Raw genomic sequence first — 25,869 nt, forward strand, 5'->3', positions numbered from 1 at the left:
GGGAGGTCATCGCCATGAATCCAATCGAACTATCCCCCTGGCATGCCGGCGAACGGCAGATGCAGGAAAGCGCCGGCGTCGCTGAGCGCATGGCTGTGGTCGGGCCCAAAGTGATTCGTGATCACTTGCCTGAGCAGCACCGGGATTTCTACCCTTTGCTGCCATACCTGTTGCTGGGTGTGGTGGACGAACAGGGCATTCCCTGGGCGACGATGGTTGAGGGCGCACCGGGTTTCGCCCATTCGCCCGAGCCGCAGACCCTGCAAATCGACAGTCTGCCCAATACCAGCGACCCCGCTCGCAATGCCGTGCGGCAAGGAGCGTCCGTGGGGCTGCTGGGCATCGACCTCAACACCCGCCGTCGCAACCGCATGAACGGCCGCATCGGCGCCCTCGATCACGAAGGTTTTTCGGTGGACGTGGTGCATACCTTCGGCAACTGCCCTAAATACATCCAACTGCGGCCGGTGGACGGTATCGCGCGCAAACCCGGCACCGTGGCCGAGCGCTCCAGCAGCCTCGACGCTGGCGCCCAAGCGATGATCCGCAACGCCGACACCTTCTTCGTCGCCAGCTATGTGGACGCTGAAGGCGAACGTTCGGTGGACGTGTCCCATCGCGGCGGCAACACCGGCTTTGTGCGCGTCGACGGCAACGTGCTGACCATCCCGGACTTCGCCGGCAACCTGTTCTTCAACACCCTGGGCAACCTGGCAGCCAACCCGGTGGCGGGTCTGCTGTTCATCGACTTTGACTCGGGCGACGTATTGCAGATTGCCGGAAGCACCTCGCTGATCCTCAGCGGTCCCGACGTGGCAGCGTTTGAAGGCGCGCAGCGGTTGTGGACGGTGACCGTGGAACACGTGGTAAGGCGCCCGGCGGCGTTGGCGTTGCGTTGGGAGTTTGAGCAGTTTTCGCCGTTCAGTCTGGCGATGGGGGGGTGGTAGTGCGCGTGCCGTTCTGGTCGAAGTGAACCCTGTACTAATGACCACAGGTAATAAGAAACGCGTGTTTAAACCTGTCATAAGTCACAGGTTACAACTCACGTTTATTCCACTTCAATACCGGTTGAACGCGCGGCGACCTCACATTGATAGTGGAGCGGGAGATCAACATGTTTGAAGACATCGAACTGCATAAGTCTAATAAAGGGACGGCCACCGGTACCATGAACGGCACGGTCGAAACCCTGAGCGGTGATCAAACGTATCCCTTTAAGGCGACATGGATCTACCGTGACAACCTAAATGGGATGTTGCGTTTCCATGGCACAGTGGATGATCTGGAAAGCCCTGGTCGAACATCGCTCATTGGGCTGGAGCTTACTCCTGAGAGCACTCCCAGCGGCACCTATAGTATTGGTGTAAACCCTGAGAGCGCTCCCAGCGACACCGATAGTATCGGCGCAACCCCTGTGACGCTGAGGTTGGATTATATGACTTTTATCCGAGACACCGGTGTCACCACAGATTACGAAGGGATTGAGGGTTGGGTTAAGCTGATAAGCGCCTACCCTGCAAAACCGATCAGCGGAAAGATGTGGTTTAAAACAAGAACACGCGTGGGGCGTGGGTACGAGGTCGAGCTGGACTTCAATATCACAGACTTTTAAGACGTAGAGCTTCAGGTGCTTGTCTGTTGAATTCAGTCTGGCACTGAGGGAAGGTCAGGCCGGGTCGTACCGTAGACCACTTCCGGGAACAGCTGGTTGGTCATCTCGATGATCTTGTTCTGTGCGTCGATAAACTTGCCCATCCGCGCGCCACCTGAAGTCGAGTCGTACAGCGCCTGGCCGACCTGGCGGCCGTTCTCGAACACCTGGATCTGGGCAAAGCTCATGTACAGCGCCATGTCCCAGCTCCATTTGCCAATGTAGGTGGTCGACAACGCACAGCTGGCAGGCGGGCTCCCGGGCGGCAATTCGCGGGTGTGAAAACCCTTGCTGCGCAGTTGCGCGGTGTAGGTGGTGTTGAATCCTTCGCGCAGGCCTTCTGCGGGGATCGTGCAGATCTCCGGGGACTGGGTGGTGGACAGGGAAACTGGGGTGACGGTTTGCGTGATGCTGCAGCCGGTAAGGGCCAGGGCAAGTGCGGGAGCTGCGATCAGGCGCATAGTGACGTCCATGTGGGGAGTAATGGCTGGATGATAGCAGTGAAGTCCTGAGGGCGATTACGATCTGCAGTGCTCAGCGTCGCGAGTGCACACCTTGTGTTGTGACGAGCAGGCTCTGTGTAGTGAGCAGGCTTGCCCTGCGCTGGGCTGCGCAGCAGCCCCAAAACCCATCACTGCGGACTGTCTGGCAAACGGCATTCCTCAGTACTGGGGGCCGCTTCGCAGCCCAGCGCAGGGCAAGCCTGCTCACCACAATAAACCTGCTCACGTCCATGTGGGGAGTAATGGCTGGATGATCGCAGTGAAGTCCTGAGGGCGATTACGATCTGCAGTGCTCAGCGTCGCGAGTGCACACATTGTGTTGTGGCAAGCGGGCTGTTTGTAGTGAGCAGGCTTGCCCTGCGCTGGGTTGCGCAGCAGCCCCAAAACCCATCACCGCGGAGTGTCTGGCAAACGGCATTCCTCAGTACTGGGGCCGCTTCGCAGCCCAGCGCAGGGCAAGCCTGCTCACCACAGTAAACCTGCTCACGTCCATGTGGGGAGTAATGGCTGGATGATGGCAGTGAAGTCCTGAGGGCGATTACGATCTGCAGTGCTCAGCGTCGCGAGTGCACACATTGTGTTGTGGCAAGCGGGCTGTTTGTAGTGAGCAGGCTTGCCCTGCGCTGGGTTGCGCAGCAGCCCCAAAACCCATCACCGCGGAGTGTCTGGCAAACGGCATTCCTCAGTACTGGGGCCGCTTCGCAGCCCAGCGCAGGGCAAGCCTGCTCACCACCACAAGCCCACTCACCATCGCGGCCACTTCTTCTTGTGTGATTGCCAGCCGTGCGCAACTGGATGGCATTGGGTGGTATTTTCATTTGCCGGGCTTTCTTTTGGGATCATTTTCAGCGCAGCTGCTGTACGCGCTGGGTGGGGCGACGATCAGAAGAATGCGTGTCGAAAACCCGGACTTTATTCTGCTTAACCGAACGAGCGGTGTTTGTCTCATTGGCTTTGCTGCCTGGCAGATGTATCGCTTATTGAGACATGAAACTGTTTGAGTCAGCCTTATGCTCCAACTAACAACAAGGACCCGTTATGCAACGCAATGTCATCAATCCCGCAAGCGTATTCAACTCTCTGCAATATGGCTTCAGCCAGGCAATTGAGGTTCCTGTTGGCCGGCGCATTCTGCTTTCAGGCCAAGTCGGGGTGGATGCCCAGGAGCGTACGGTCGGCCCAGGCATGGCCGAGCAAGTTGCTACCTCGCTGGACAATATCGAAAAGATCTTGGCCGAGGTCGGTGGTGACCTGTCCCATGTGGTGATGCTGCGGCTATATATCGTCGAGTCCGCACGTGATCAGCAGGAGCCGATAGCTGAGGCCTTGCGTGAGCGCTTTCCCCATAACCCGCCGCCTTCTTCGTGGATTATCGTCAGCGGCTTGTCGTTGCCGCAATGGTTGATCGAGGTCGAGGCGGAGGCGGTGATTACGCTGAAGTAGGGCTTCTCCATCATCGTTGTGAGCGGGCTTTCGTAGTGAGCAGGCTTGCCCTGCGCTGGGCTGCGCAGCAGCCCCAAAACCCATCACCGCGGAGTGCCTGGCAAGCGGCATTCCTCAGTATTGGGGCCGCTGCGCAGCCCAGCGCAGGGCAAGCCTGCTCACCACAATAAGTCTGCCCACCACAATAAGTCTGCTCACCACAGTAGGCCTTCTCACCACTGTAGGCCCGCTCGACAGCACTCACTCGACAGTTCCGCTAGCGCTGGCTCGTCAACACCGCCCCATCCCCCCATGCACCGCCCAGCGCGGTATACAGGTTCACCTCCGCCACCAGCTGCGCCAGCCGGTCCACGATCAATGCCTGTTGCGCGCTGAACAGCGAGCGCTGGGCATCGAGGAAGGTCAGGTTGCTGTCTACGCCGCTGCGATAGCGGTGTTGGGCCAAGTCGTAATACGCCTGGTTGGCGGCGACGAAGTCCCGTTGCGCGTTGAGTTGGTCGGTAAAGGTCTGCCGGGCCGCCAGGCCGTCGGCGACTTCCTGGAAGGCGGTCTGGATGGACTTTTCATACTGCGCCACGCCGATGTCTTTTTGCAGCTTGGCGTAGTCGAGGCTGGCGCGCAGGCTGCCGGCGTTGAAAATCGGCAGGTTGATTTGCGGCTGGAAGGTCCAACTGCCGGAGCCGCCCTTGAACAGCCCTGACAGTTCGGTGCTGGTGCTGCCGGCGTTGGCCGTAAGGCTTACCGACGGGAAGAATGCCGCACGGGCGGCGCCGATATTGGCGTTGGCCGCGCGCAACTGGTATTCGGCCTGAAGGATATCCGGGCGGCGTTGCAACAGGTCCGACGGCAGCCCGGCGGGCACGCGGGCTACCAGGTCATCCGCCAGCGGACGGGACGGCAGGGTTTGGTCCACCGGGCCGCCGACCAGCAGGGCCAGGTTGTTGAGGTCTTGCGCAACCTGGCGCTCATAGCGTGCCACGCTGGCGCGGGTGCTTTCGACGCTGGTGCGCGCCTGCACCACGTCCAGGGCCGAGGCTTTGCCCGCCGATTTGCTGCGGCTGGTCAGGTGCAGGCTGTGGTCGTTGGCCGCCAAGGTTTGCTGGGCCAGGGCCAGCAGTTCCTGGTCGGCGCGCCAGGTGAGGTAGGCATTGGCGACGTTGGCCACCAGGCTCAATTGCGCACTGCGCCGTGCCTCTTCGGTGCCCAGGTAAGTGAGCATCGCCTGTTCGCTGAGGCTGCGCACGCGGCCGAAAAAATCCAGCTCATAAGCGCTGATGCCGAGGGTGGCGGAATAGGTGGACGTAATCGCCGGTTTACCGGTGCCGTTCACAGCCCCAGGCACACGCTGACGGGTGCCGGCACCTGTGGCGGACACCGCCGGGAACAGATCGGCCCGTTGGATGCGGTACTGCGCCTGGAAGGCCTCGACGTTCAGCGCCGCCACCCGCAGGTCACGGTTATTGACCAGCGCCTCGCGGATCAGCTGTTGCAGTGCGGGGTCATGGAACAACTGCTGCCAGTCCGAGGAGGGCGTCAGCGTGCCGGCCTGTGCCAGCGCATACACACCGCTCTGGGGGTACTGGCCAGGCGTCGGTGCTTCGGGCCGCTGGTACTCGGGGATCAGCGAGCAGCCACCCAGCACGAAGACCATGCCGGTGAGGGTGAGTTTTTTCATCAAGCGCCTACCATCCATTTGGCCAAACCATGCCGGCCACTCACACCCAGCTTGGCGGCGGCGCGCTTGAGGTAGGTCTCGATTGAGCTGTTTTTAACACTGAGTTTTTCCGCCAACTGCGGCACGGTGCCGCCGGTCAACAGCCCGAGGCACACCTCCTGCTCGCGGGCCGACAGGGTGATGTCTCCGAGAGAAAGGCGCTTATAGAACTCACGCTGCAATTGCGATTGCTCAAGCAGTGTATGGCCCGGCTCGGACTGGTCGTGCGGCGCCTGGCGCAGGATCTGGGCGTGGCGTTCGATCAGCGGCAGCAGCGTGTCCGACAGGCACTTGAGAAACGACAACTCGGCCAGGGAAAACCCGCGCTGGGTCGGCGGCCGGTAGAACGAAATCACGCAGCGCCGGTTACCCTGGCGTGACACGAGGTTGCACTGGTGCGAGGTGCCGCGCGGGTGTGCGCTGTTGGGTCTGGCGTTCATCTGGATCAGCAGTGGGTCCTGCATGCTGAGCATTTGCAGTAGCAGCGGGTGGTCATCCAACTGGCACACCGCCAGGGGCGGCGGCAAGTCCTGCTTCTGGCCGGCGCTGCCGAGCAGCTTGATATCGAGCACGCGATCGCGCAGCTCGTCGAGGGTCCACTCACTGAGGTCCACCAAGTGGATCGGCACCCATTTGCTGACCAGATGCAGCATATGGTCGGCAAACGCCTCATGGCCGCTGTGTGCAATCAATTCACCCATTTCAGCGAAGAAATTCGGGCTCTGTGTGTTACCCATGCTGCGCTTCAAACTCATAGCCATCTCATCCTTGATGTCGAAAACCGTCAACGAACTCCCTGGGCCTCTGGGGGGCGATCCGTTCCTCATGAACGAGAGTCGGCACTCGAGATTTTATTTAGCCAGGGGATTCTTCCTACGTATGTAGCGGAAACGAGGGACACAAACTGCCATAAAAACCACGTCATTAATTCGACGTTTCTGAGAGCTGTTTCCGACTAAGTGAACGGCTGAGTCTTTTTGAATTTAACTTAACTTGCTGATTTAAATAGAAAATATACTTATCGAGATAAGGTTGTAAAAAATCAGTAGCGACCGCGTATAGCCAATTTCCTACAGCTCTTTAATCGTTTCAGCTGTGAACCTTCAGTCAACCGGGATCCATCCATTTAAATGTCCGGGTTTAGGGTGACAGACAGCCCCAACCCCCCATGCTCAAATCCGGCAATTTCGCCGTAATGGGGCTCCCTGCGCGGCCAGTGCCTGACACCCATGAGAAGGATCTTATGCAGCAATTTTCCAGCCTGCCGGCCAGTTTTCCCCTCACCGCGGCCCAACAGGACATCTGGCTCGACCAACTGCGGATGGGCGATTCGCCGCTGTACAACATCGGCGGTTATGTCGACTTCGAAGGTGCGGTGGTGCCTGAATTGATTCAACGAGCTGTCGAGCAGTTGGTGGCCCGGCACGATGCGCTGCGCACTCAACTGCACAGTGACGACCACGGCTTGCCTCGACAAACCTTCGCCCCCGCGTTGTTGACCGAAGTGGCGCAGTACGATTTATCCGCATTGCCCGACCCACAGGCCGCCAGCCAGGCCTTGATGCAGGCGCACATGGCGCGGCCTTATCAGAGGGAGGGCGCGCCGCTGTTCCACTTCTTCCTGGTCAAACTCGCCGACAACCACTACCGCCTCGGCACCCAGGCCCATCACGTGATCCTTGATGGCTGGGGTTTTGGCCAGATGCTGCAATCCCTGGCGCAGCTCTACACCGGCCTTGAACAAGGCCGTTCATCGGAGCCGGCGGCACCGTCTTATATCGACTTTATCGACGCCGACCAGCGCTACCGCAACTCGTCTCGCTTCGTCCGCGACCGCGCCTACTGGCTGGACAAATACCAGGTGCTGCCGGAACCGTTGCTCACGCCCAAGCACCTCGCCAACGCGACCAGCAACACCCTGGCGCAACCCTTTTCGGTTGCTTTGCTTGACCGCATGGAACAGGTGGCCAGCCGTTATCAGGCCTCGGCGTTTCATGTGCTGTTGGCGGCGATGTATGTGTACTTCACCCGCACCGCCCAGCGCCCGGATTGGGTGGTCGGGCTGCCGATTCTCAACCGCTCCAACGCGCGTTTTCGCGCCACCGTAGGGCTGTTTGCCCAAGTCAGTGCGGTGCGTTTTCAGTTCGATGAACAACTGCCGTTCGGCGCCTTGGTACGCGGCGTGCGCGACCAGCTCAAGCAGGATTTGCGTCACCAACGGTTTCCGTTGAGCGAGATGAACCGCGAACTGGGCCTGCGCCGTGCGGATCGCGCCCAACTGTTCGACCTGTCGGTGTCCTTCGAACAGGACGACCATGAACTGCGCTACGGCGCCACCCAGGCCCGCGCGATCAAGGTGTCCAACCACCATGAACCGCTGCCGATTGCCATCCACTTGCGCAGCAACCGCTGCCAGGGCACCGCGACGCTGCATTGCGTGTACAACGAGGCGTACTTCCAGCACGACGAGGTGCTCGCCTTGGCCCAGCGCTTTACCGGGTTGCTGGAGCAAGGGCTGGATAACACCGAGTTGCCTGTCGGTGCGTTCTCCATGGTCACGCCCGCCGAACAGGCCCGACTGCACGAGTGGAACGCCACCGCACAGCCGATTGCGCAGCCGCACACCCTGCACGCACGCATCGAAGCCCAGGCCGTGCGCACGCCGGACGCAGTGGCCGCGATCTACCAGGGCCGTCAGTTGACCTATGCCCAACTCAATCAAAAAGCCAATGGATTGGCCCATCAACTGATTGAGCTGGGCGTGCAGCCCGATGATCGCGTGGCGGTTCTGGCCCGGCGCAGTTTGGACACGCTGGTGGGCCTGCTGGGGATCCTCAAAGCCGGCGCCTGCTACGTGCCGGTCGACCCGGCCCATCCCGCTGAGCGCTTGAGCTATCTGCTGCAAGACAGCGCGCCGGTGGCGGTGCTCACCCAGCACGATTTGCGGCATCGCCTGTCTGCCCTGGCGCTGCCGGTGGTTGAGTTGGACCGACCGACGTTGCAGGTGGGCGCCAACCCGCACGTTGCGGTCAAACCGTCGAACCTCGCCTACGTGATCTACACCTCCGGCTCCACCGGCTTGCCCAAGGGCGTGATGGTCGAACACCACAGCGTCTGTAACCTGGTGGACTGGCACTGCCAGGCCTTTAATCTGCAGGCGGGCAGCCACACCGCCAGCGTCGCCGGCTTCGGTTTTGACGCGATGGCGTGGGAAGTCTGGCCGGCGTTGTGCGTGGGGGCCACGTTGCACCTGCCGCCGGCCCATGACGGTGCGGAAGACATCGACGCGCTGCTCGGTTGGTGGCGCGCGCAGCCGTTGGACGTGTGCTTCCTGCCGACCCCCGTGGCCGAATACGCCTTCAGCCAGCGTTTGGAGCATCCGACCCTGCGCACCTTGCTGATCGGCGGCGATCGCCTACGCAGCTTCACACGCGCACAAACCTTTGACGTGATCAACAACTACGGCCCCACCGAGGCCACCGTGGTTGCCACCTCCGGTCGCGTCGATGCGGGCCAGCCGTTGCACATCGGTGCGCCCGTCGCCAACGCGACCGTTTACCTGTTGGATGACCAGCAGCGCCCGGTGCCCATCGGCGTGGCGGGGGAGTTGTACGTTGGCGGTAAAGGCGTGGCGCGCGGTTACCTGAACCGCCCGGAACTGAGTGCCGAACGCTTTCTCGACAACCCCTTTGCGCCGGGCCGGATGTACCGCACCGGCGATCTTGCGCGCTGGCTGGCCGACGGTCAGCTTGAATACCTGGGCCGCAATGACGACCAGGTGAAAATCCGTGGCATGCGCATCGAGCTGGGGGAGATCGAATCGGCCGTGGCCACCCACACGGACGTCCAGGAAGCCGTGGTGCAGTCTCGCGACGGGCAATTGCTCGCCTGGTTTATCCCATGCCAGGCCGTTGACATCGAAACCCTGCGCACCCATCTGCAAAACTCATTGCCGGACTACATGCTGCCAGCGGCCTACATGCCCTTGGACGCGTGGCCCCTGACCGCCAACGGCAAACTCGACCGCAAGGCACTGCCGGCGCCGACCCAGGCGGCATTCGTCACTCGACGGTTCGAAGCGCCGCGCTCCGGTGTGGAGACCGTCCTGGCGCAGCTTTGGGCCGAGCTGTTGCAGGTGCAGCACGTGGGCCGTCACGACCATTTCTTCGAACTGGGCGGGCACTCGTTGCTCGCGGTGCAATTGGTGCAGCGCATGCGCCAGGCTGGTTTGCGCGCCGATGTGCAAGTGCTGTTCGGCCAGCCGACGCTGGCGGCGTTGGCGGCGGTGAGTGAAGGCAGCGAGGTGCAAGTGCCGGCCAATCGCATCCCTGCTGACTGCCGCCACATCACCTCGGATTTACTGGCGCTGGCCGAGCTGGATCAAACCAGCGTGGACGGCATCGTCGCGGCTATTCCCGGGGGCGCGGCCAACGTGCAGGAAATCTACCCCCTGGCGCCGCTGCAGGAAGGTTTGCTCTACCACCACCTCACCGATGAGCACGACCCGTACCAGCAACAGGCGCTGTTCAGCTTTGAACGGCGCGAGCAATTGGACGCCTTTGCCCAAGCCTTGCAACAGGTGATCGACCGCCACGATATTTTGCGCACCAGCCTGGCCTGGGAAGCCTTGGAGCAGCCGATGCAGGTGGTGTGGCGCGCGGCGCGCTTGCGTGTTGAACCGTGGCGTGAGGGTGATAGGCCTTTGGACTTGCGCCAGGCACCGTTGATGGCGCTGGACTATGCCGAAGCGCCCGCGGGTTGGGTCGCCCGATTGCGCTTTCATCATTTGGTGAACGACGCCACGTCCACCACTATTCTGATGCAGGAACTTCGCGCCCATCTGCTCGGCCAACAAGCGCAATTGCCGACGCCGGTGCCATATCGCACGGTGGTGGCGCAGTCTCGTTCACCGGCGCGCCAGGCGGCCCATGAGGCGTTCTTTCGTGAACTGCTGGGGGATGTGGACGAGCCTACGTTGGCCTTCGGCCTGCAGGAGCGCCAGGCCAATCGTAGCGACACCGAAGAAGCCCAGCGTGCCCTGAGTGATGACCTCAATCTGCGCTTGCGTGCTCAGGCCCGTAGTTTGGGCGTCAGTGCTGCCAGCCTGTTCCACCTGGCCTGGGCCCAGGTGCTCAGCCGTGTAGCGGGCCGTGATGATGGCGTGTTCGGCACCGTGTTGCTCGGCCGTTTGCAGGCAGGCGAGGGCGCCGACCGGGCCTTGGGCATGTTCATCAATACCCTACCATTGCGTCTGCATCTGGCCGGGCAAAACGTCGCGGACGCATTGCGCGACACCCATCGCCAACTCAGCGCCTTGCTCGCCCATGAGCAAGCTTCGCTGGCCTTGGCCCAGCGTTGCAGCAGCGCGACGCCGCTGTTCAACAGCCTGCTCAATTACCGTCATACCGATGCCGAGCGCGACCTCGTCCTGGTGCCGGGCATCGCTTTGGTCAGCGCCGAAGACATCCTCAGCTACCCGCTGATGCTCAGCGTGGACGACACCGCCAGCGGTTTTCATCTCAAGGCCAAGGCACCGCGCAAGGTCGGCGCCGAGCGAATCCTGGACTATCTGGAAACGACGCTGATCAACCTGGCGGATGCATTGGAAAATACACCGCAAGCACCGTTGCGGGACGTGCAGGTGCTGCCCGCCCGTGAAGTGCAGACACTGCTGTTGGACTTCAACGCCACCGCAACCGACTACCCCGAAACCCTTACCGTCCAGGCGCTGTTCGAAGCCCACGCCCGCCACATTCCGCACGCGGTGGCGGTGCAGGCCGGCGAGCAGCAACTGACGTATCGCGAACTCAACGAGCGCGCCAACCGGCTGGCTTTTTACCTGCGCGAGCGTGGCGTGCAGCTGGATTCCCGCGTGGCGCTGTGCGTCGAGCGCGGCCTGGACCTGGTGGTGGGGTTGCTCGCCATCCTCAAGGCCGGTGGCGCCTATGTGCCGCTGGACCCCGGTTACCCCCGCGAACGCCTGGCCTATATGCTCCAGGACAGCCAACCGGTGGCGCTGCTGGTGCACGCGGCCACCCGCGACTTGCCGGGTGAAGTCGCCATCCCGGTGATCGACTTTGACCACTGTGCCTGGAGCCACGCGCCGGAGGGCAACCCATCGGTGCCGGGGCTGAGCGTCGCCAACCTGGCCTACGTGATGTACACCTCCGGCTCCACCGGCACGCCCAAAGGCGTGATGATCGAACATCGCGGCCTGGGCAACCTGATGCACTGGGGCTCGCAACTGTGCCCTAACGCCGAGGGCGGAGCGCTGTTGCAGCGGGCGCCGTTCAGCTTCGACGGATCGGTCTGGGAGCTGTTCTGGCCGCTGGCCAATGGCATGCGATTGGTCCTGGCGCGGCCCGATGGTCATCGTGAGCCGGCCTACCTGGCGCAAGTGATTCGCGAGCAACAGATCACCGTGATCAAATTCGTACCGGCGATGTTGCAGCAGTTCCTTGAGTTGGAAGAATCCGCCCTGTGCACCAGCCTCACCGATGTGCTGTGTGGCGGCGGCGAGCTCACCGAAGCCCTGGCCCGTGGCGTGCAGGCGCGCTTGCCCAAGGTGCGCCTGCACAACGTCTATGGCCCCACCGAAGCCACCGTAGACAGCAGCGCCTGGACCCTGGAGCCCGGCGCGCCGGTGCCCGCGCTGCAATTGCCCATCGGCCGGGCGATCAACAACACGCGCCTGTACGTGCTGGACGAACACGACGCGCCGGTGCCCATGGGCGTCAGCGGCCAGTTGCATATCGGCGGTGTCGGCGTGGCCCGTGGGTATCTGGGGTTGGAGCAAATGACGGCCGAGCGCTTTATCGACAGCCCGTTTGTACAAGGGGATCGGCTGTACCGCACCGGCGACCTGGTGCGCTACCTGCCGGACGGCAACCTGGAATTCCTCGGGCGTAACGACTTCCAGGTCAAGCTGCGCGGCGTCCGTTTGGAACTGGGGGAAATCGAATCGTGCCTGCTGGCACATCCGGCGCTGCGTGAGGTGGCGGTGTTGATTCGTGATGAGCGTCTGCTTGCCTACTTCACCGTGCGCGGCCCGGCGCCGAGCCTGGAAGACTTACGCACCCATGTGCTGGCGCAGTTGCCGGAATACATGGTGCCGTCGGCCTTCGTACAGCTTGATGAACTACCGCTCAACCCCGCCGGCAAACTCGACCGCAAGGCCCTGCCAGAACCGGGGTTGGAGGCGGTCCTCAGCCGCGCCTATGAAGCGCCCCAGGGCGAAGTGGAAACCTTGATGGCCGGGATCTGGGCGCAGGTGCTCAAGCTGGAGCGGGTAGGGCGCCACGACCACTTCTTCGAACTGGGCGGGCATTCGTTATTGGCCGTGAACCTGGTGGCGCGCCTGCGCAAAGCGGGGTTGGAGGTGGATGCGCGGACGTTGTTCAGCCAGCCGACGCTGGCGCAGTTGGCTGCGTGCACGGTGGCGCAGGTGGTGAAGGTGGAGGTGCCGCAGACGGCGATTCCGCAGCTCAATCGTCGGCGGCGGATCTGAATATGAAAGCAGTCAATGTGGAGCAGGCAACTGCGGATACAGGATCAGTTCCAGGTACCCCTTGGAATAACGCTTGCCTCCAAGCGGCAGTTGCCCGGCCTCGCGCATTTCACTGGTGCTGTTGACGCGCATCAGCACGCCCACCGAGCCGTGTTGGCGCGCGTCGTTCAGCCAGGCCTGTACCTGATCCAACTCGATTTTTCGCGTGCCTGAATCTGCGAACTGCAAGCCGTAGCGCAACTCGCCCTCGGTGTCATACAGCGCCACATCGGCGCGTTGCAAGCGCCAGGCCAAGGCGCTGGCACTGCCCAGTTCGTTGCTCAACAGGGCATGGGTATGTTGCAACTCGTCCAGGTGTTCCAGCACGAACTGGTCGGGCATTTCGTTATCGGCGATCTGCGCCGGCATGCTCGCCGGCAGGAGGATCACCAGCACGCCGATGCCCAAGGCCGGCATGGCCCACAGCGTGAGCGGACGAAAGGCTTGCAGCAGGTTAGTGAGGATCCACACCAGCAACACGATAAAGGCCAGGGACAGGCTGAACATTTCGGCATGGCTGTTGCTGTACAAGGGCTTGGCGATTTGCAGGTAGATCAGGCCGATCATGGCCGCCATGCCGATCACGAAGTTGAGCAGGCCATTGCGGCTGATCTGGCGGGCGCGGCCGTTGCGCAGCAGGTCGCTCAAGGTGTGGCCCATCAGCAACGCCAGGGGCAACAGGCACGGCATGATGTAGGTCGGCAGCTTGCCGTTGCTCAAGCTGAAAAAGCCCAGGGGCAACAGCAGCCATAGGGTCAGGAAACCGATGGCTGGCTCGCGTTTTTGCTGCCAGGCCTGGCGCAGGGTGCTGGGGAGTAGGCCGGCCCAGGGCAGGCAGGACACGGCGATGATTGGCAGGAAGAACCACCAGGGCCGTACGTGTTGCGCGTCGTCGGCGCTGAATCGGCGGATGTGTTCATTCCAGAAAAAGAAGCGCCAGAAATCCGGTTCCTGGTTGTGGATCGCCAGGACCCAGGGCAAGCACACCAGCACTGCGACGCCAATCGCCAGCGGGCCATACCGCAGCAGCTGACCCAGGCGCCGCTGCCAGAGCACGTACGGCACGGCAATCAAGACCGGCAGCGCCCACGCCAGGAAGCCCTTGGTCATAAAACCCATGGCACAGGCAAACCCCAATAGCGTCCAGGCTCCCAGTCGACCGCGCGACGTGCGGCTGTCGAGGGCGAACCATAGCGCCACCAGGCTTAGGTTGACCCACAACGTAAACTGCGGATCGAGGTTGGAATACCCCGCTTGCCCCGCCACGAGGCCAAAACTCAGGTACAGCAGCGCGCAGGCGAAGCTTTTGCGCGGATCGCTCCACAGGCGACGCGCGATGAGGTAGGCGAGCAGCACGCTCAAGCCGCTGGTGAGGGCCGAGGCGATGCGTGCACCGAACAGGTTCTGGCCAAACACCGCTTGGCCCAGGGCAATCAGCCAATAACCGGCGGCGGGTTTTTCGAAATAGCGGATGCCCATGAAGTGTGGCGCCACCCAATTACCGGTCTGCAGCATTTCCTGGCTGATCTGGGCGTAGCGGGTTTCATCCGGGATCCACAGGCCGTGCAGGCCCAATGGCAATAAATAGAACGCGGCGAAGGCGAGTAACAATAGGTACAGCGGATTTAAACGCGTCATGAAAACGTCGCTCCTTGACGTTTAAGGCCAGGGTTTTTAAGTAATAAGCTCATCGTGCAAACAGTCACTGCGGTCACTAAGTAACAGGAGAGAGTCAGGGGGGTGCTTAATTAAAAGGCGCAACTAAACATGCCAGAACAGGGCTGTCTTGTTGCTGAACACAGGCAATGAGTTAGAGGTGTTTGAGCGCAGCCGGCCAGTCCGGATTGTTCATGATGCCCAGGGTCTTGAATTTACCGTTGGGCAACACTTGCACGAACAGGGCGCTGCCGTACTCGGGGAATGCCGCATGGGGGAAGCCCTGGGTTTTTTCGAAGTCGGCGATGCAGCCACTGTGCGTCACAAATACCAGGTTACGTCCCGGCTGTTTGTGGCTGAGCAGTTCTTCACCCATGGCGGCGCCGCAGACGGCCTGCTGGCCGGAGGTCAGCTCGTTTTTACCGAACATAAAGCGCAAGGTCTGGGCGGTACGGATGGCCGGGCTGGCGAGTACGTCGCTGCCTTCCATGCCCAATGATTTAAAGGCGTTGCCGAGGTTTTCGGCGTGTTCGCTGCCGTTGATCGTCAGGCCTTCAACTGGCCCCAGGCACGGATTGGTAGAACGGTCGCAGCGCTCTTCATGACGCACCAGCACGATCACGTCGCCGTCACGCCACAGCGGCATAACCTGTGAGGTCAACAGACTGTTGCCCACGCCAAGGTCCCGTGGCGAGGCCGGCCAGAACAGGCTGCAAGCGAGCAGCACGGTGATCACGGCAATGCCTGGATACAGCCGTTGCAGGCGCTTGAAAAAAGTCCGGGGCGAGCGCGGTTTGGTCAGGGTAATGTCTACCACTTCATTCACCTTGGACATTGTTGGCAATGTTGTATTAGTTAGGCGCAACGTGTTGGCGAATAGCCGCAGTGAAACAGGAGGCTGTCACAGGGCTGCTGTCTTTTCGCTGAACATGGGGCGGTTAAAAGTTATCAGGCGTGGCAACTTAATAAGTGGTCGACGCGTGACGCATAACCGGCAATTTAGAGGTGGGCGAGTGGGCATCCGGTGAAATCCATGTGAAAAATTTGCGTGGCCCCAAGGCGCAGCCGTTATTCTCGATGGCCGCCCATCAATCGAGTGCTCCCATGCTGCAGGCGCAAGGTGTCTTCAAAAGCTATGCCACCCCTCAAGGCCCGTTGGCGGTGTTGGCAGGTGTGGATTTGCACCTGGCCGCACGCAGCAGCCTGGCGTTGATGGGCGAGTCGGGCAGTGGAAAAAGCACCTTGTTGCACTTGGTGGCGGGGCTTGATCGGTTGGATCGCGGCAGTATCCAAGTGGGTGAGCAGCGCCTCGACCAGATGAGCGAGGCGCAACTGGCTCACTGGCGGCGCACTGAAATTGGCCTGGTGTTCCAGCAGTTCAACCTCATTGGCAGTTTGCGCGTCGACGACAACCTGGCGTTCCAGGCCCGGCTGGCGGGGCGCTTTGATCCGCTCTGGCAGGCGCAGTTGGTGGAACGCCTGGGCCTGGGCGACTTGCTCAAGCGCTATCCGGAACAGCTCTCGGGCGGCCAGCAACAGCGGGTCGCGGTAGGGCGGGCCTTGGCGTCGCGGCCGGGCTTGCTGTTGGCTGACGAACCCACCGGCAACCTCGACGAAGCCACCAGCGACGAGGTGTTGCAACTGATGCTGGACTTGTTGCGCGACAGCCCCACCAGCTTGTTGATGGTCACCCACAGCCCCCGTATCGCCGCACGGCTGGACCAGCAGGTGGTGTTGCATCACGGCCGCGTCCTGCCTGCGGATGCTCGCTGAAATGGCGGTGTTTTATTGGACACTGCGCGCGTTGCTCAGCCATTGGCGGCGCCACCCGGTGCAGTTTTTCAGTGTGCTCACCGGCTTGTGGCTGGCCACCGCACTCTTGACCGGCGTGCAGGCCCTCAACAGTCAGGCGCGCGACAGCTATGCCCGCGCCAGCCAGTTGATCGGCGGCGAACCCCAAGCCAGTCTCAGTGCGCCGGACGCTGCCAGTTTCCCGCAAACGCTGTTTGCCGAACTGCGCCGCGCGGGTTGGCCGGTGTCGCCGGTGGTGCAGGGGCGGTTGCAGCTCAAGGGGCATGAGGACGTGCGCCTGCAATTGATGGGCCTCGACCCGCTGTCGTTGCCCGGCAGCGGCGCGGTAGCGGGGCAGCGCTTGAGTCAGGCGCAGATGCTCGCCTTCTTTGACCCTCCGGGGCGTACCTGGATCGCGCCGCAAACCTTGCAGGCCCTGGGGCTGCACGAAGGGCAGCAACCCCTGGCGCTGAACGGGCAACGTCTGCCGCCGCTGCAAGCCCAGCCGGACATGGCGCCCGGGCTGTTACTGACCGATATCGGCTTTGCTCAACCTTTGCTTGAGATGCCTGGGCAGCTGTCGCGGCTGCTGCTGGACAAGGCCTTCGCCGCCAGCCATCCCACGCCTCCCGCAGGGCTGCAACTCAGGCAGGGCGAGGACAGCAACTTGGCGCGCCTCACCGAAAGTTTCCACCTGAACCTTGATGCGCTGGGCTTCCTGTCCTTTGTGGTGGGGCTGTTTATTGTGCACGCCGCCATCGGCCTGGCCCTGGAGCAACGCCGCGGACTGCTGCGCACCTTGCGTGCCTGTGGGGTCAGTGCGCGTTTGTTGATCCTCGGGCTTGGGGTGGAATTGGGCGCGCTGTCGCTGCTGGGCGGCGTGCTCGGCGTCGCCAGCGGATACCTTCTGGCCAGCCTGCTGTTGCCGGATGTGGCTGCCAGCCTGCGCGGCTTGTATGGCGCCGAAGTACCGGGACAGTTGAGCCTGAGTCCATGGTGGTGGCTGGCGGGGTTGGGCTTGAGCCTGTTGGGTGCCTTACTGGCCGGTGCCAGCAGCGTGTGGCGGGCGGCGCGCTTGCCGTTGCTGGCGCTGGCCAACGCCCAGGCCTGGCACGAGGCCCATGGTCGCTGGTTACGGCGTCAGGGCTGGGTCGCCGGAACGGCATTGCTGATCGCGCTGTTGGCGCTTTGGCTGGGCGACAGCTTGGCGGCGGGGTTTGTATTGATGGCGACCTTACTGCTCGGCGCGGCCTTGGGCTTGCCGGTATTGCTCAACGGGCTGCTCAAGGCCGTGTTGGGGCGCAGCCGTTCAGTGCTTGGCCAGTGGTTTCTTGCCGATTGCCGCCAACAACTGCCGGCTTTGAGCCTGGCACTGATGGCGCTGCTACTGGCCCTGGCCGCGAATATCGGCGCGGGCTCCATGACCTCGGGCTTTCGCCACACCTTCAATCATTGGCTGGAACAACGCCTCACTGCCGAGCTGTACCTCAACCCGCAAACCCCGGCCCAGGCGGATCAGCTCAGCACCTGGCTGGCGCACCAACCGTTGGTGCAGAGGGTGTTGCCTACCTGGCAGATCGCCGTGCAAGTGCAGGGCTGGCCAGCGGATCTGTTCGGGGTGGTCGACGATCCGACCTATCGCGAGCACTGGCCCTTGTTGGACGCTGCCGATGCACCTTGGGACCGGTTGCAGCGTGACGACACCTTGATGCTCAGCGAGCAGTTGGCGCGCAGGCTTTCAGTCAGGCTCGGGGATTCGATTGATATCCCCACGCCTCAAGGCGTCTGGTCACCCAAGGTGGTGGGGATTTACGCGGATTACGGCAATCCCAAGGGGCATATCCTGGTCAATTCCGAACACCTGCTGGCGCACTGGCCGACGCTCTCACCCGCGCGCTTCAACCTGCGCGTCGCGCCGTCTGATGTAGCGCCACTGGTGCGAGAAGTGCAGCGCGCATTTGCCCTGGACGACAGCCGCATCGTCGATCAACAGCAACTCAAGGGCTGGTCGAGCCAGGTGTTCGAACGCACCTTCGCCGCGACTGCGGCCCTCAACAGCCTGACCTTGGGCGTGGCTGGCGTAGCGCTGTTCATTAGCCTGCTGACCCAGAGCCAGAGCCGCCTCGGCCAACTCGCACCGCTGTGGGCGCTGGGCGTGACACGTCGACAATTGATGTTGCTGAACCTGGGCCAGACCTGGCTGCTGGCGGTGCTCACCCTGATGTTGGCGTTGCCGCTGGGGGTGTTGTTGGCATGGTGCCTGGACGCGGTGATCAACGTGCAGGCCTTTGGTTGGCGGCTGCCGCTGCAGGTGTTCCCGTGGCAGCTCGCACAATTGCTTGGGCTGGCGATGCTCGCCACATTGTTGGCATCGGCCTGGCCGTTGTGGCAGCTGTACCGCAGCCGTCCGGCGGATTTGCTGAGGACCTTTGCCCATGAAGATTAAGGCGTTGATGTGCGCGTTATTGCTGCTGGCGGCTTGTGACAAAGCCCCCGCGCCCCAAGAGAGCTTTGCAGGCCTGGGCAGCGATGCGGCGGACTTTGCCCAAGTGCTGCCCGGCAAGGTGTTCAGCTTTCCCGAGGACCATGGCCCCCATGACGGCTTTCGCATCGAGTGGTGGTACGTCACCGCCAATCTGAAGGACGCCCAAGGCAATGTGTTTGGCGTGCAATGGACGCTATTTCGCAACGCCTTGAAAGCCGGGCCGACCCAGGCCGGCTGGCGGGATTCGACGGTGTGGCTCGGCCATGCCGCCGTCACCTCCGCCAACCGCCATTACGCCGCCGAACGGCTGGCCCGTGGCGGCATTGGCCAGGCCGGTGCCCAGGCAGCGCCGTTCAATGCGTGGATTGACGATTGGAACTTTGCCAGCTGTCCTGGCGCGGTTAGTGCATTGGCGGATATGCAACTCAAGGCCAGCGCAGAGCACTTCGCCTACGACTTGCGGCTGACCTCCAGCCGTCCATTGGTGTTGCAAGGTGACAACGGCTACAGCCGTAAATCCGACCAGGGCCAGGCGTCGTATTACTACAGTCAGCCGTTCTTCACCGCCAATGGCAGCGTCAGCATCGATGGCACAACCTATCAAGTCACTGGCCCGGCGTGGCTCGACCGCGAATGGAGCAGCCAACCACTGAGCGCCAGCCAGACCGGTTGGGACTGGTTCTCCCTGCACCTCGACCGGGGCGCGCAACTGATGCTGTTTCGCGTACGCCAGAAGGACGGCGGCGGTTATCTCACCGGCACCTGGATCGACGCCCAGGGACGTACAGAGACCTTGCATAACGCTGACATCCAGCTGACACCGCTGGAAACCACGGCCATCGATGGGCGCAACCTGCCGACGCGCTGGTCGCTGAAAATACCTGGCAAACAGCTGGATATCACCACTGAAGCCGTCAACCCGAACGCCTGGATGAACCTGAGCATTCCGTATTGGGAGGGGCCGGTGAGGTTTGACGGGGGCGTGGGCTACCTGGAAATGACCGGGTATTGAGGGTACTTCCGTAAGGGCATGTCCGCGTTGACGTAGGTAACTTCCCAAATGTTATTCAGCCTTCCTCGGGTTGTGTCCGGGGTGTATCTGCTTGCTTATATTTCGACGCCATCTTCATTGCATCCCGGATGTAAGGCATGGCGCAGAGCTATCTCAACGACCGCACGATGGACTATCCGAGTGTGAAATCCCGCTTGATGGGTAGTGCTCCGAGCCGGCAGCGTTCTGATCATTTTGATGTGTTGAATCGGCACCTGCGCCATGGGCTGGTGACGCCGGGTCAGATGGTGATTATTCCCGATGCCTACAGCGTGACGTGTTCGTTGGAGGAGGCCTGGTTGATGCGCCGGGCGGAAGAAATTCACCGGCAGTTGGCGCAAGACGCGTCAGTCGGAACGGCGGTGATCAATAACTATGACTTGCTGCAGAGCTTTCTCGCGTACAGCTCGATCGGGGTGGGCAGCGTGACGTCGGCGTGGTCGCGGCATCTGGACGAGGTGGCGCATACGCTGGAGAACATTGAGCGGTTGCATCAGCGCTTTCGGGACGGTGGGTTGGACCGGCAGGCATTTTTTCGCCAGCGCCAGGTGTTGTTGTCGCTGTTGGACACCCAATTGCAAGGCGCGGCGCGCTATGGCACGGGTTTGCAGGGCAATCAGGGGTTGAAGAAGCTGCTGGGGATTTCCACGAAAAGCTATCTGAAGAAGGGTGAGATCGCCGGGTACGCGCAGCGGATTCGGGAGATCGCGCAGATGTCAAAGTGGTTGGGCAAAGGCACGTATGTGGGGTTGGCGCTGGACGTGGGCGTGGCGGGATTGGAGATCAAGGAGGCGTGTGTGACGGGGCGGGAGGCGCAGTGTCGGAGGGCGAAGTATGTGGAGACGGGGAGGTTGGTGGGGGCGGTTTCGGGGGCGGCTGTCGGGGGAAAGTATGGCGCTGCCATCGCTCATCGTGCGTGTCACATATTTTTGGGCATTTCCCTGAAGTCACAAGGTGCGCTTGTGTGCGCAGTTATCGGAGGCGCTGCGGGGGGGCACGCGGGAGGCTCTGTTCTAGGTGATGAAGGTGCGTTACTGGGTGGAAAGATTCTAGAGGTTAATGGTGAGTTGATCTTCGAGCCACAGGGAGCTTAATCGTGTCGTTTTTTCTTGCCTTTACCCTTGTGCATTTTGTTGGGATGTTTGTCGTTTTGGGGCTGATGCTGTTTGCCGAATACACAAAACTGGACAAGGTGGAGAGTTATTTCAGTCAGAACGAAAGAGTCCGCGACAATAGGCGATTCTGGAGACGAAACCAGTGGATCGACAGGCAATACCGCATGTTGTTGATGTTTGAGTACCTGTCAGACTCAGCGCGTCATGTGAAAGCAGGTGTGGTGACCGAGGCCGAACTGGCGTCTGTTCCGTTAACACTCAGGCGTTGGGTGTTGTGGCCCTATTATCTCGGCTTAATTTGGACTATTGCCACAGTCGTCTGGGTCGTTTGGCGAAGATGGTGCGACATCCCGATTGACTGAAACTTAAAGGGTGCGACCAAACTGCTCCTGCATTCACTCCCTTGGCACTTAAGCGTTGGGCCGTATGGCCATACCGTCTCGCGATGATTTGGGCTATCAGTTGAGGTTATTGGTGCACTTGGCTATAGGGGAAGCGTCCTGTTCTTTTTTTAAAACACTATAGAGGTCGATGGTGACTTGATATTCCAGCCAGAGGGGGCTTAGCCATGGATTTTTTTCTGGTCTATACCGTTGTCTGGTTTGTCGGGACGTTTGTTTTCTTAGGATTGGTACTGTTTGCCGAATATACGAAGCTCGACGAGCTGGAAAGTTACTTCAGTGAAAATGAAAAGGTTCGTAGACATAAGCGTTTTTGGAAAAGAAATCAGCGAATCGACCGGTATCATCGCATGGGGTTGATGGTCGACATTCTGTCGATGCCCAAGGCCTTCCTGAAAGCAGGCCTTGTGACTGAGGCCGAACTGGCATCTGTTCCTTTAGCGCTTAAACGTTGGGCATTGTGGCCGTATCGTCTTGGTTATGTTTGGACTATTGCCGCAGTCGTCTGGGCCGTTTGGCGAAGCTGGTGCGACATCCCGATTGACTGAATCTCATTGGGCAGCTTGACCGCATACATAGCTGTCGGCCTACGTGGTTGACCGGGCGACTTCAGATTAAAGGCAGAAGCGCGGCAGCCTTAGAGTCGATCGATTTTTTAGTGAACTCAGACCAGATGTGCGATAGGGCCTGACCCCAGTGGCAGTGGGTCAGTCATAGATGTATCAACTGACACTCCCTCATCGAGGGCAAGCCCACTCCCACATTTGATCTTCATGCATCAGATAGACCTCCGGCTGGCTTAGGCTTGTTCTCTGCTTTTGATTTTGATCTCAGGCGCCCCGTCCGGACCAAACTGACCCTCTCTTCACTCCGGCTTTAACGCCAGTTGCAACGGCACGCGCGCCATGCTCGTGTTCGTCAGCGAGCCCAGGTACAACCAGTCGCCATACTCCCGCGCCGTGGTAATCGGTGAGTAGTTGCCCGCGCTGCCATCCTGTAAGTTGGCGATGACCTTGCCGTTGGTATCCAACCCCAACACAAACGCTTTGCGCTCGATGGGCTTGGGCACCACCGTCAGTGCGCGCACCATCACTTTGCGCAGCAGCGGGTAGCCGGCGAAGCTGTCCAGCAACGGGTTGCGCGGTGAGTAGAGCGCTACCCAGAAACGGTCCTTGCCGTTGAAGCTCAGGTTGTCCGGCAGGCCGGGCAGGTTGTCGATAAACAGGTCGTGGCTGCCAGCACGTTCGCCTTTGAGCCAGTAACGGCTGATGCGGTAGGCGCCAGTTTCATTCACCAGTACGTAGCTTTCGTCCGGGCCCAGGGCTACGCCGTTGGCGAATTGCAACTGGTCGAGCAACACCTCGGTGTTGCCGTTGCTGAAGTCGTAACGCAGCAATCGCCCATCGCCGCCATGTTCGATCACCGCTTCGCCGTCTTGCCCATAACCCCAGCGGCTCGACGCATCGCTGAAATACCCATAGCGGCCGTTGGCGTCCACGATGACGTCATTGGTAAAACCGAAGGGCAGGCCATTGGCGCTGGTGCTCAGGGAAGTGAGTTGGCGGTTCGAGTCCAGCGCGAGCAGACCTTTCACCCCATCGGCAATGATCAAGCGCCCATCCGGGTGCATCGCCAGGCCCAGTGGGCGACCGCCCGTATTGGCCAGTACTTCCAGGCTTTGACTGTCGGGCGATGTGCGGATGATGCGCCCGTCATGCAGGCCGCTGATGAGCAAACCCTGTGCATCCAACAGCAACGCCTCCGGTCCGGCGATGTCCTGGGCGCCGATTTTCTGTACAGCCTTGAGTCGCTGGTTTTCGGCGAAAGGCCCATCCTTCATCGATGGCGCTTTGGGCGGTGACCAGTTCACCGGTTGTACCTTGGTGGGCATCAGCAGCAGAAAGGCGACCACCGCCAGCAGCAACACAAATAGCAGATGGCGCAGTTTTTTTGGACGGGTACTCATGACGATTCCTGGTTGTCGTTGGGGTTCGGCTCCCAGTGCAGGGTGCCGAACAGGTAATCCATCAGGGGAAGGACGATATTGAAATTGCGCCCCTGCATCAGCTCGCGACGATGGTGCAGGGCATGCAGCCGGTGCATCTGGCGAATCCACGGCAGGCGCGCCACCGGATGCTCCGCAGGCAGGTGCTCGCAGGCGTGGAACACTTCGTAGAACAGGTAGCCCAGGAGCATGCACCCGGCAAATAGCCCAGCAACGTTGGGGCTCAGTTGCTTGAGCAGCCACCAGGCGGGGAGCGTGATGGCCAGGCTGTGCAGCACGATCAACCAGGCCGGGAACAGGATCACCCGCCAGTCCCGTGGGCTGTCGTAAGTCATGTGGCCAGGGGTGAAAAAACTGTGGTGGTCGCCGGTATGGCGTGCGTAAAACAAGCGCGCGAAGGCGTGTTTGTGATGGCCGAGGTGGCGGTGCACGAGGTAGATGCAGAGGTTGAAGAACAGCAGGGTCAACGGCACGGTCAGCCATTGCAGCGCTGTGATCTGCTCAGTGCTGGACCAGGCCAGGGTGATGCAGGCGATGCCGTAACCCAGTACAAAAAAACCATGAAGCCAGGGGTTGTAGCGAGCGGAAACCGCGGCGCGGTAGCGGGCACGGAAAGCCTCGGTAGCGTCGGGCATGGTCGGGACTCATATTATTTTTGGGTGGTGACTGAGCTTAGTCCGCCTTCGCGATTGTGCGAGTCCATAGTCCATTTCACATCAGCGGATCCCAGCGTTGCGACCAGTCACCTTCGGCCTTGACCACGTCGCGCAGTAACTCAAGGGCCTGCTGCAACACCGCCGAATCCCGTGCCCGCGAATACACCAGGTAGGTTGGGAAACTGAACTCCGGCGCCTTGGCCACACGCTGCATCACACCGCTGTCCAGGTAGCTTTGCACCACCCGCGTGCGGAAATACCCGGCGCCGCCGTTTTCGAGGATGTACTGCAAGGCCAAAGGCCCCAGGTTGAAGCTCACCGCAGCGCGGGCCTTGTCGGGCAGGGCCGCGTCATGTTGCTGGCGAAAGCCCGGGCCCCAGTCGATGTAGACGTACGGCGCCGGCTTGCTGACCAATTGCACCAGGATCAGCTTTTCTTCCAGCACCTGCTCCACCTGCAACCCCGGCCAGTACTGCGGCTGGAACACCAACGCAGCGTCGAGCACTCCCAGTTCCAGTTGGCGCAACAGGTATTCGCCTTCACGCACTTCGGTGCGCAATGCGTGGCCGGGAATATGCTCGCGCAGCGCCTGGGCCCAGCCGAGCATCAGCGGGTTGCACAGGCTGACCTCTCCGCCGATATGCAGCACATTGCGATAGCCATCGGGCAACGGCAGGTCGCGGCGCGCGGCCTCCCAGGTTTGCAGCAACTGGTTGGCGTACACCACGAAGGCCTCGCCGTCAGCGGTCAGGCGTGCACCCGCGCGGTTGCGGATGAACAGCGTACTGCCCAGTTGGCGTTCCAGGCTTTTGACCCGTGCGGTGATGGCGGTCTGGGTGACGTGCAGTTTCTCGGCCGCCGCCGCGAGGCTGCCGCAGCGGGTGATTTCGAGGAAGGTGCGTGCCAGTTCGATGTCCATGAAAACCCCTGGGGATGAATGGGGGGCATTGTAGAACTGATCACTGAAGAGGGGGGCGTGGAATGCAATTCAACGGTGGACCTACTCCAAGGTATGCCCGTCAAGACAGCGAGTGGAGGGCGGCGGCTGTTTGCCAAGGGCCAGGAAATCGCCCACCCATCGGCTGATACACCCTCCGCCGTCCGGTTTGGCGGGCTCCCTGAGGCGCAGGTGTGTGACTTGAAAGGCGTCTGCCGTGCCCTGTTCAGCGTTGACCAGCACCATGCGTGCGACGCGTTCGGGAAACTGCACCGCGTAACGGCTGCCCAGGCGGGTTGCGTGGCCGTTACCCAAAAAATGCAATCGTGGGTCGCCCAGTTGTGCGCGTACATACTCCATGTCCTGAACTGCCTGTTCGACGTCATGGGCCTGAGTGAGTTCGCGAGGGCTGAGTTCAATCACATCGTAGCGGTTGAGCAGAGTGCGGTAGGCCTGTGTGTAGTAGGTCTCCCAACGGCTGACGAGGTGAATGCTGAACGTACTTGCGCTGTTTTCCTGCAGTGTGTCACCGGGTTGGACGAATACCACACCTTCACGACTCAGTGGCTCACGGGCGCCGACACGGGTTAGGTACAGGCGTTGAGTGCCTTCCCCGGGGGCCGCGTGGTTACGCGGTACTGTCACGACGCCGCACTGGGTGCGCGCCAGCACCTCAGGTGCCATCTGTTCGTCTGTGGGGAGGGTGCAATCGAGCAGCCAATCGATGGCGGTGGGTTTGATCAGTGACTCCGCCTGGACAAGATGAGTGATCAGCCAGAGACAGCCGCATGCGAGGTGTTTTGCAACATTCATCAGGAGGTCCCGGGCAGCCGTGTGGAAGCGGCTTTTTACCAAGGATCCTGAGGTGACGAATGTAGGGGCGTGAGACGACTGGTGTACGAAACAAGAGTTTCG

Annotated in this window: 20 protein-coding genes; 11 read left to right on the forward strand and 9 right to left on the reverse strand. The window is 61.2% G+C overall.

Translation table 11 applies throughout. From position 1 onward, the window contains the following. Positions 1–14 precede the first annotated feature (14 nt). Both ACVWXD_RS05920 and ACVWXD_RS05925 read left to right on the forward strand, forming a co-directional pair. Positions 15–947 carry a pyridoxamine 5'-phosphate oxidase family protein gene (locus tag ACVWXD_RS05920; RefSeq protein WP_181644346.1) on the forward strand — a complete coding sequence of 311 codons (933 nt, stop codon included), beginning with the start codon at positions 15–17 and terminating at the stop codon, positions 945–947. Positions 948–1,114: 167 nt separating this feature from the next. After that, the gene (locus ACVWXD_RS05925) at positions 1,115–1,612 is read left to right on the forward strand and encodes a hypothetical protein (RefSeq protein WP_181644347.1); all 498 of its coding nucleotides are present in this window, start codon (positions 1,115–1,117) and stop codon (positions 1,610–1,612) included. Positions 1,613–1,644: 32 nt separating this feature from the next. On the opposite strand, the gene ACVWXD_RS05930 is transcribed toward ACVWXD_RS05925, so the two are convergent. Further along, a complete protein-coding gene (locus ACVWXD_RS05930) occupies positions 1,645–2,112 on the reverse strand; it encodes an Sbal_3080 family lipoprotein (protein WP_050442838.1) in 468 nt (155 codons plus the stop codon). 608 nt (positions 2,113–2,720) lie between these two features. Here ACVWXD_RS05930 and ACVWXD_RS05935 point away from each other — a divergent pair. Beyond that, the gene (locus ACVWXD_RS05935) at positions 2,721–3,155 is read left to right on the forward strand and encodes a hypothetical protein (RefSeq protein ID WP_260367812.1); all 435 of its coding nucleotides are present in this window, start codon (positions 2,721–2,723) and stop codon (positions 3,153–3,155) included. Positions 3,156–3,192: 37 nt separating this feature from the next. Then, on the forward strand, positions 3,193–3,597 hold the full coding sequence (locus tag ACVWXD_RS05940) for a RidA family protein (protein WP_032887285.1): 405 nt from the start codon (positions 3,193–3,195) through the stop codon (positions 3,595–3,597). Positions 3,598–3,853: 256 nt separating this feature from the next. Here ACVWXD_RS05940 and adeC read toward each other — a convergent pair whose 3' ends face one another. Continuing rightward, positions 3,854–5,272 carry an AdeC/AdeK/OprM family multidrug efflux complex outer membrane factor gene (gene adeC / locus ACVWXD_RS05945; protein WP_032887287.1) on the reverse strand — a complete coding sequence of 473 codons (1,419 nt, stop codon included), beginning with the start codon at positions 5,270–5,272 and terminating at the stop codon, positions 3,854–3,856. Next, positions 5,272–6,066: a helix-turn-helix transcriptional regulator gene (locus ACVWXD_RS05950; protein ID WP_032887288.1), complete on the reverse strand. Its 795-nt coding sequence runs from the start codon at positions 6,064–6,066 to the stop codon at positions 5,272–5,274. The genes adeC and ACVWXD_RS05950 overlap by 1 nt, the downstream gene beginning before the upstream one ends. 488 nt (positions 6,067–6,554) lie before the next feature. Between ACVWXD_RS05950 and ACVWXD_RS05955 the strand changes: the two genes are divergently transcribed. Further along, positions 6,555–12,818 carry an amino acid adenylation domain-containing protein gene (locus tag ACVWXD_RS05955; RefSeq protein ID WP_457370778.1) on the forward strand — a complete coding sequence of 2,088 codons (6,264 nt, stop codon included), beginning with the start codon at positions 6,555–6,557 and terminating at the stop codon, positions 12,816–12,818. A 12-nt stretch (positions 12,819–12,830) separates the two neighbouring features. Here ACVWXD_RS05955 and arnT read toward each other — a convergent pair whose 3' ends face one another. Beyond that, positions 12,831–14,495 (reverse strand): lipid IV(A) 4-amino-4-deoxy-L-arabinosyltransferase, encoded by a 1,665-nt coding sequence (arnT, locus tag ACVWXD_RS05960; RefSeq protein WP_122756821.1) that lies wholly within the window; start codon positions 14,493–14,495, stop codon positions 12,831–12,833. 172 nt (positions 14,496–14,667) lie between these two features. After that, entirely contained in the window at positions 14,668–15,348 is a 681-nt protein-coding gene (gene pmrG / locus ACVWXD_RS05965) for a lipopolysaccharide core heptose(II)-phosphate phosphatase PmrG (protein ID WP_032887292.1), read from the reverse strand. Positions 15,349–15,617: 269 nt separating this feature from the next. On the opposite strand from pmrG, the gene ACVWXD_RS05970 reads away from it, so the two are divergent. The 6 genes from ACVWXD_RS05970 (at position 15,618) to ACVWXD_RS05995 (ending at position 21,904) form a co-directional block, all read left to right on the forward strand. Further along, positions 15,618–16,286, forward strand: a complete 669-nt coding sequence (locus ACVWXD_RS05970; RefSeq protein WP_032887293.1) for an ABC transporter ATP-binding protein — start codon at positions 15,618–15,620, stop codon at positions 16,284–16,286. A 1-nt stretch (position 16,287) separates the two neighbouring features. Next, positions 16,288–18,750 (forward strand): ABC transporter permease, encoded by a 2,463-nt coding sequence (locus ACVWXD_RS05975; RefSeq protein WP_181640604.1) that lies wholly within the window; start codon positions 16,288–16,290, stop codon positions 18,748–18,750. Further along, the gene (locus ACVWXD_RS05980; RefSeq protein WP_260367809.1) at positions 18,740–19,801 is read left to right on the forward strand and encodes a lipocalin-like domain-containing protein; all 1,062 of its coding nucleotides are present in this window, start codon (positions 18,740–18,742) and stop codon (positions 19,799–19,801) included. The genes ACVWXD_RS05975 and ACVWXD_RS05980 overlap by 11 nt, the downstream gene beginning before the upstream one ends. 137 nt (positions 19,802–19,938) lie before the next feature. Beyond that, a complete protein-coding gene (locus tag ACVWXD_RS05985) occupies positions 19,939–20,934 on the forward strand; it encodes a hypothetical protein (protein WP_260367808.1) in 996 nt (331 codons plus the stop codon). A gap of 2 nt (positions 20,935–20,936) precedes the next feature. Next, positions 20,937–21,317 carry a hypothetical protein gene (locus tag ACVWXD_RS05990; protein WP_181643878.1) on the forward strand — a complete coding sequence of 127 codons (381 nt, stop codon included), beginning with the start codon at positions 20,937–20,939 and terminating at the stop codon, positions 21,315–21,317. A 206-nt stretch (positions 21,318–21,523) separates the two neighbouring features. Further along, on the forward strand, positions 21,524–21,904 hold the full coding sequence (locus ACVWXD_RS05995; protein WP_032888179.1) for a hypothetical protein: 381 nt from the start codon (positions 21,524–21,526) through the stop codon (positions 21,902–21,904). Positions 21,905–22,221: 317 nt separating this feature from the next. Here ACVWXD_RS05995 and ACVWXD_RS06000 read toward each other — a convergent pair whose 3' ends face one another. The 4 genes from ACVWXD_RS06000 to ACVWXD_RS06015 form a co-directional block, all read right to left on the reverse strand. Then, positions 22,222–23,322, reverse strand: a complete 1,101-nt coding sequence (locus ACVWXD_RS06000) for an SMP-30/gluconolactonase/LRE family protein (RefSeq protein ID WP_457370779.1) — start codon at positions 23,320–23,322, stop codon at positions 22,222–22,224. Then, positions 23,319–23,996 carry a sterol desaturase family protein gene (locus tag ACVWXD_RS06005; protein ID WP_122680579.1) on the reverse strand — a complete coding sequence of 226 codons (678 nt, stop codon included), beginning with the start codon at positions 23,994–23,996 and terminating at the stop codon, positions 23,319–23,321. The genes ACVWXD_RS06000 and ACVWXD_RS06005 overlap by 4 nt, the downstream gene beginning before the upstream one ends. A gap of 76 nt (positions 23,997–24,072) precedes the next feature. Further along, positions 24,073–24,936: a LysR family transcriptional regulator gene (locus ACVWXD_RS06010; RefSeq protein WP_260367807.1), complete on the reverse strand. Its 864-nt coding sequence runs from the start codon at positions 24,934–24,936 to the stop codon at positions 24,073–24,075. 81 nt (positions 24,937–25,017) lie between these two features. After that, positions 25,018–25,767, reverse strand: coding sequence for an alpha/beta fold hydrolase (locus ACVWXD_RS06015; protein WP_457370780.1), 750 nt, complete (start codon positions 25,765–25,767; stop codon positions 25,018–25,020). Between the last annotated feature and the right edge of the window lie 102 nt (positions 25,768–25,869).

It is taken from the genome of Pseudomonas sp. TE3911 (assembly GCF_054062775.1).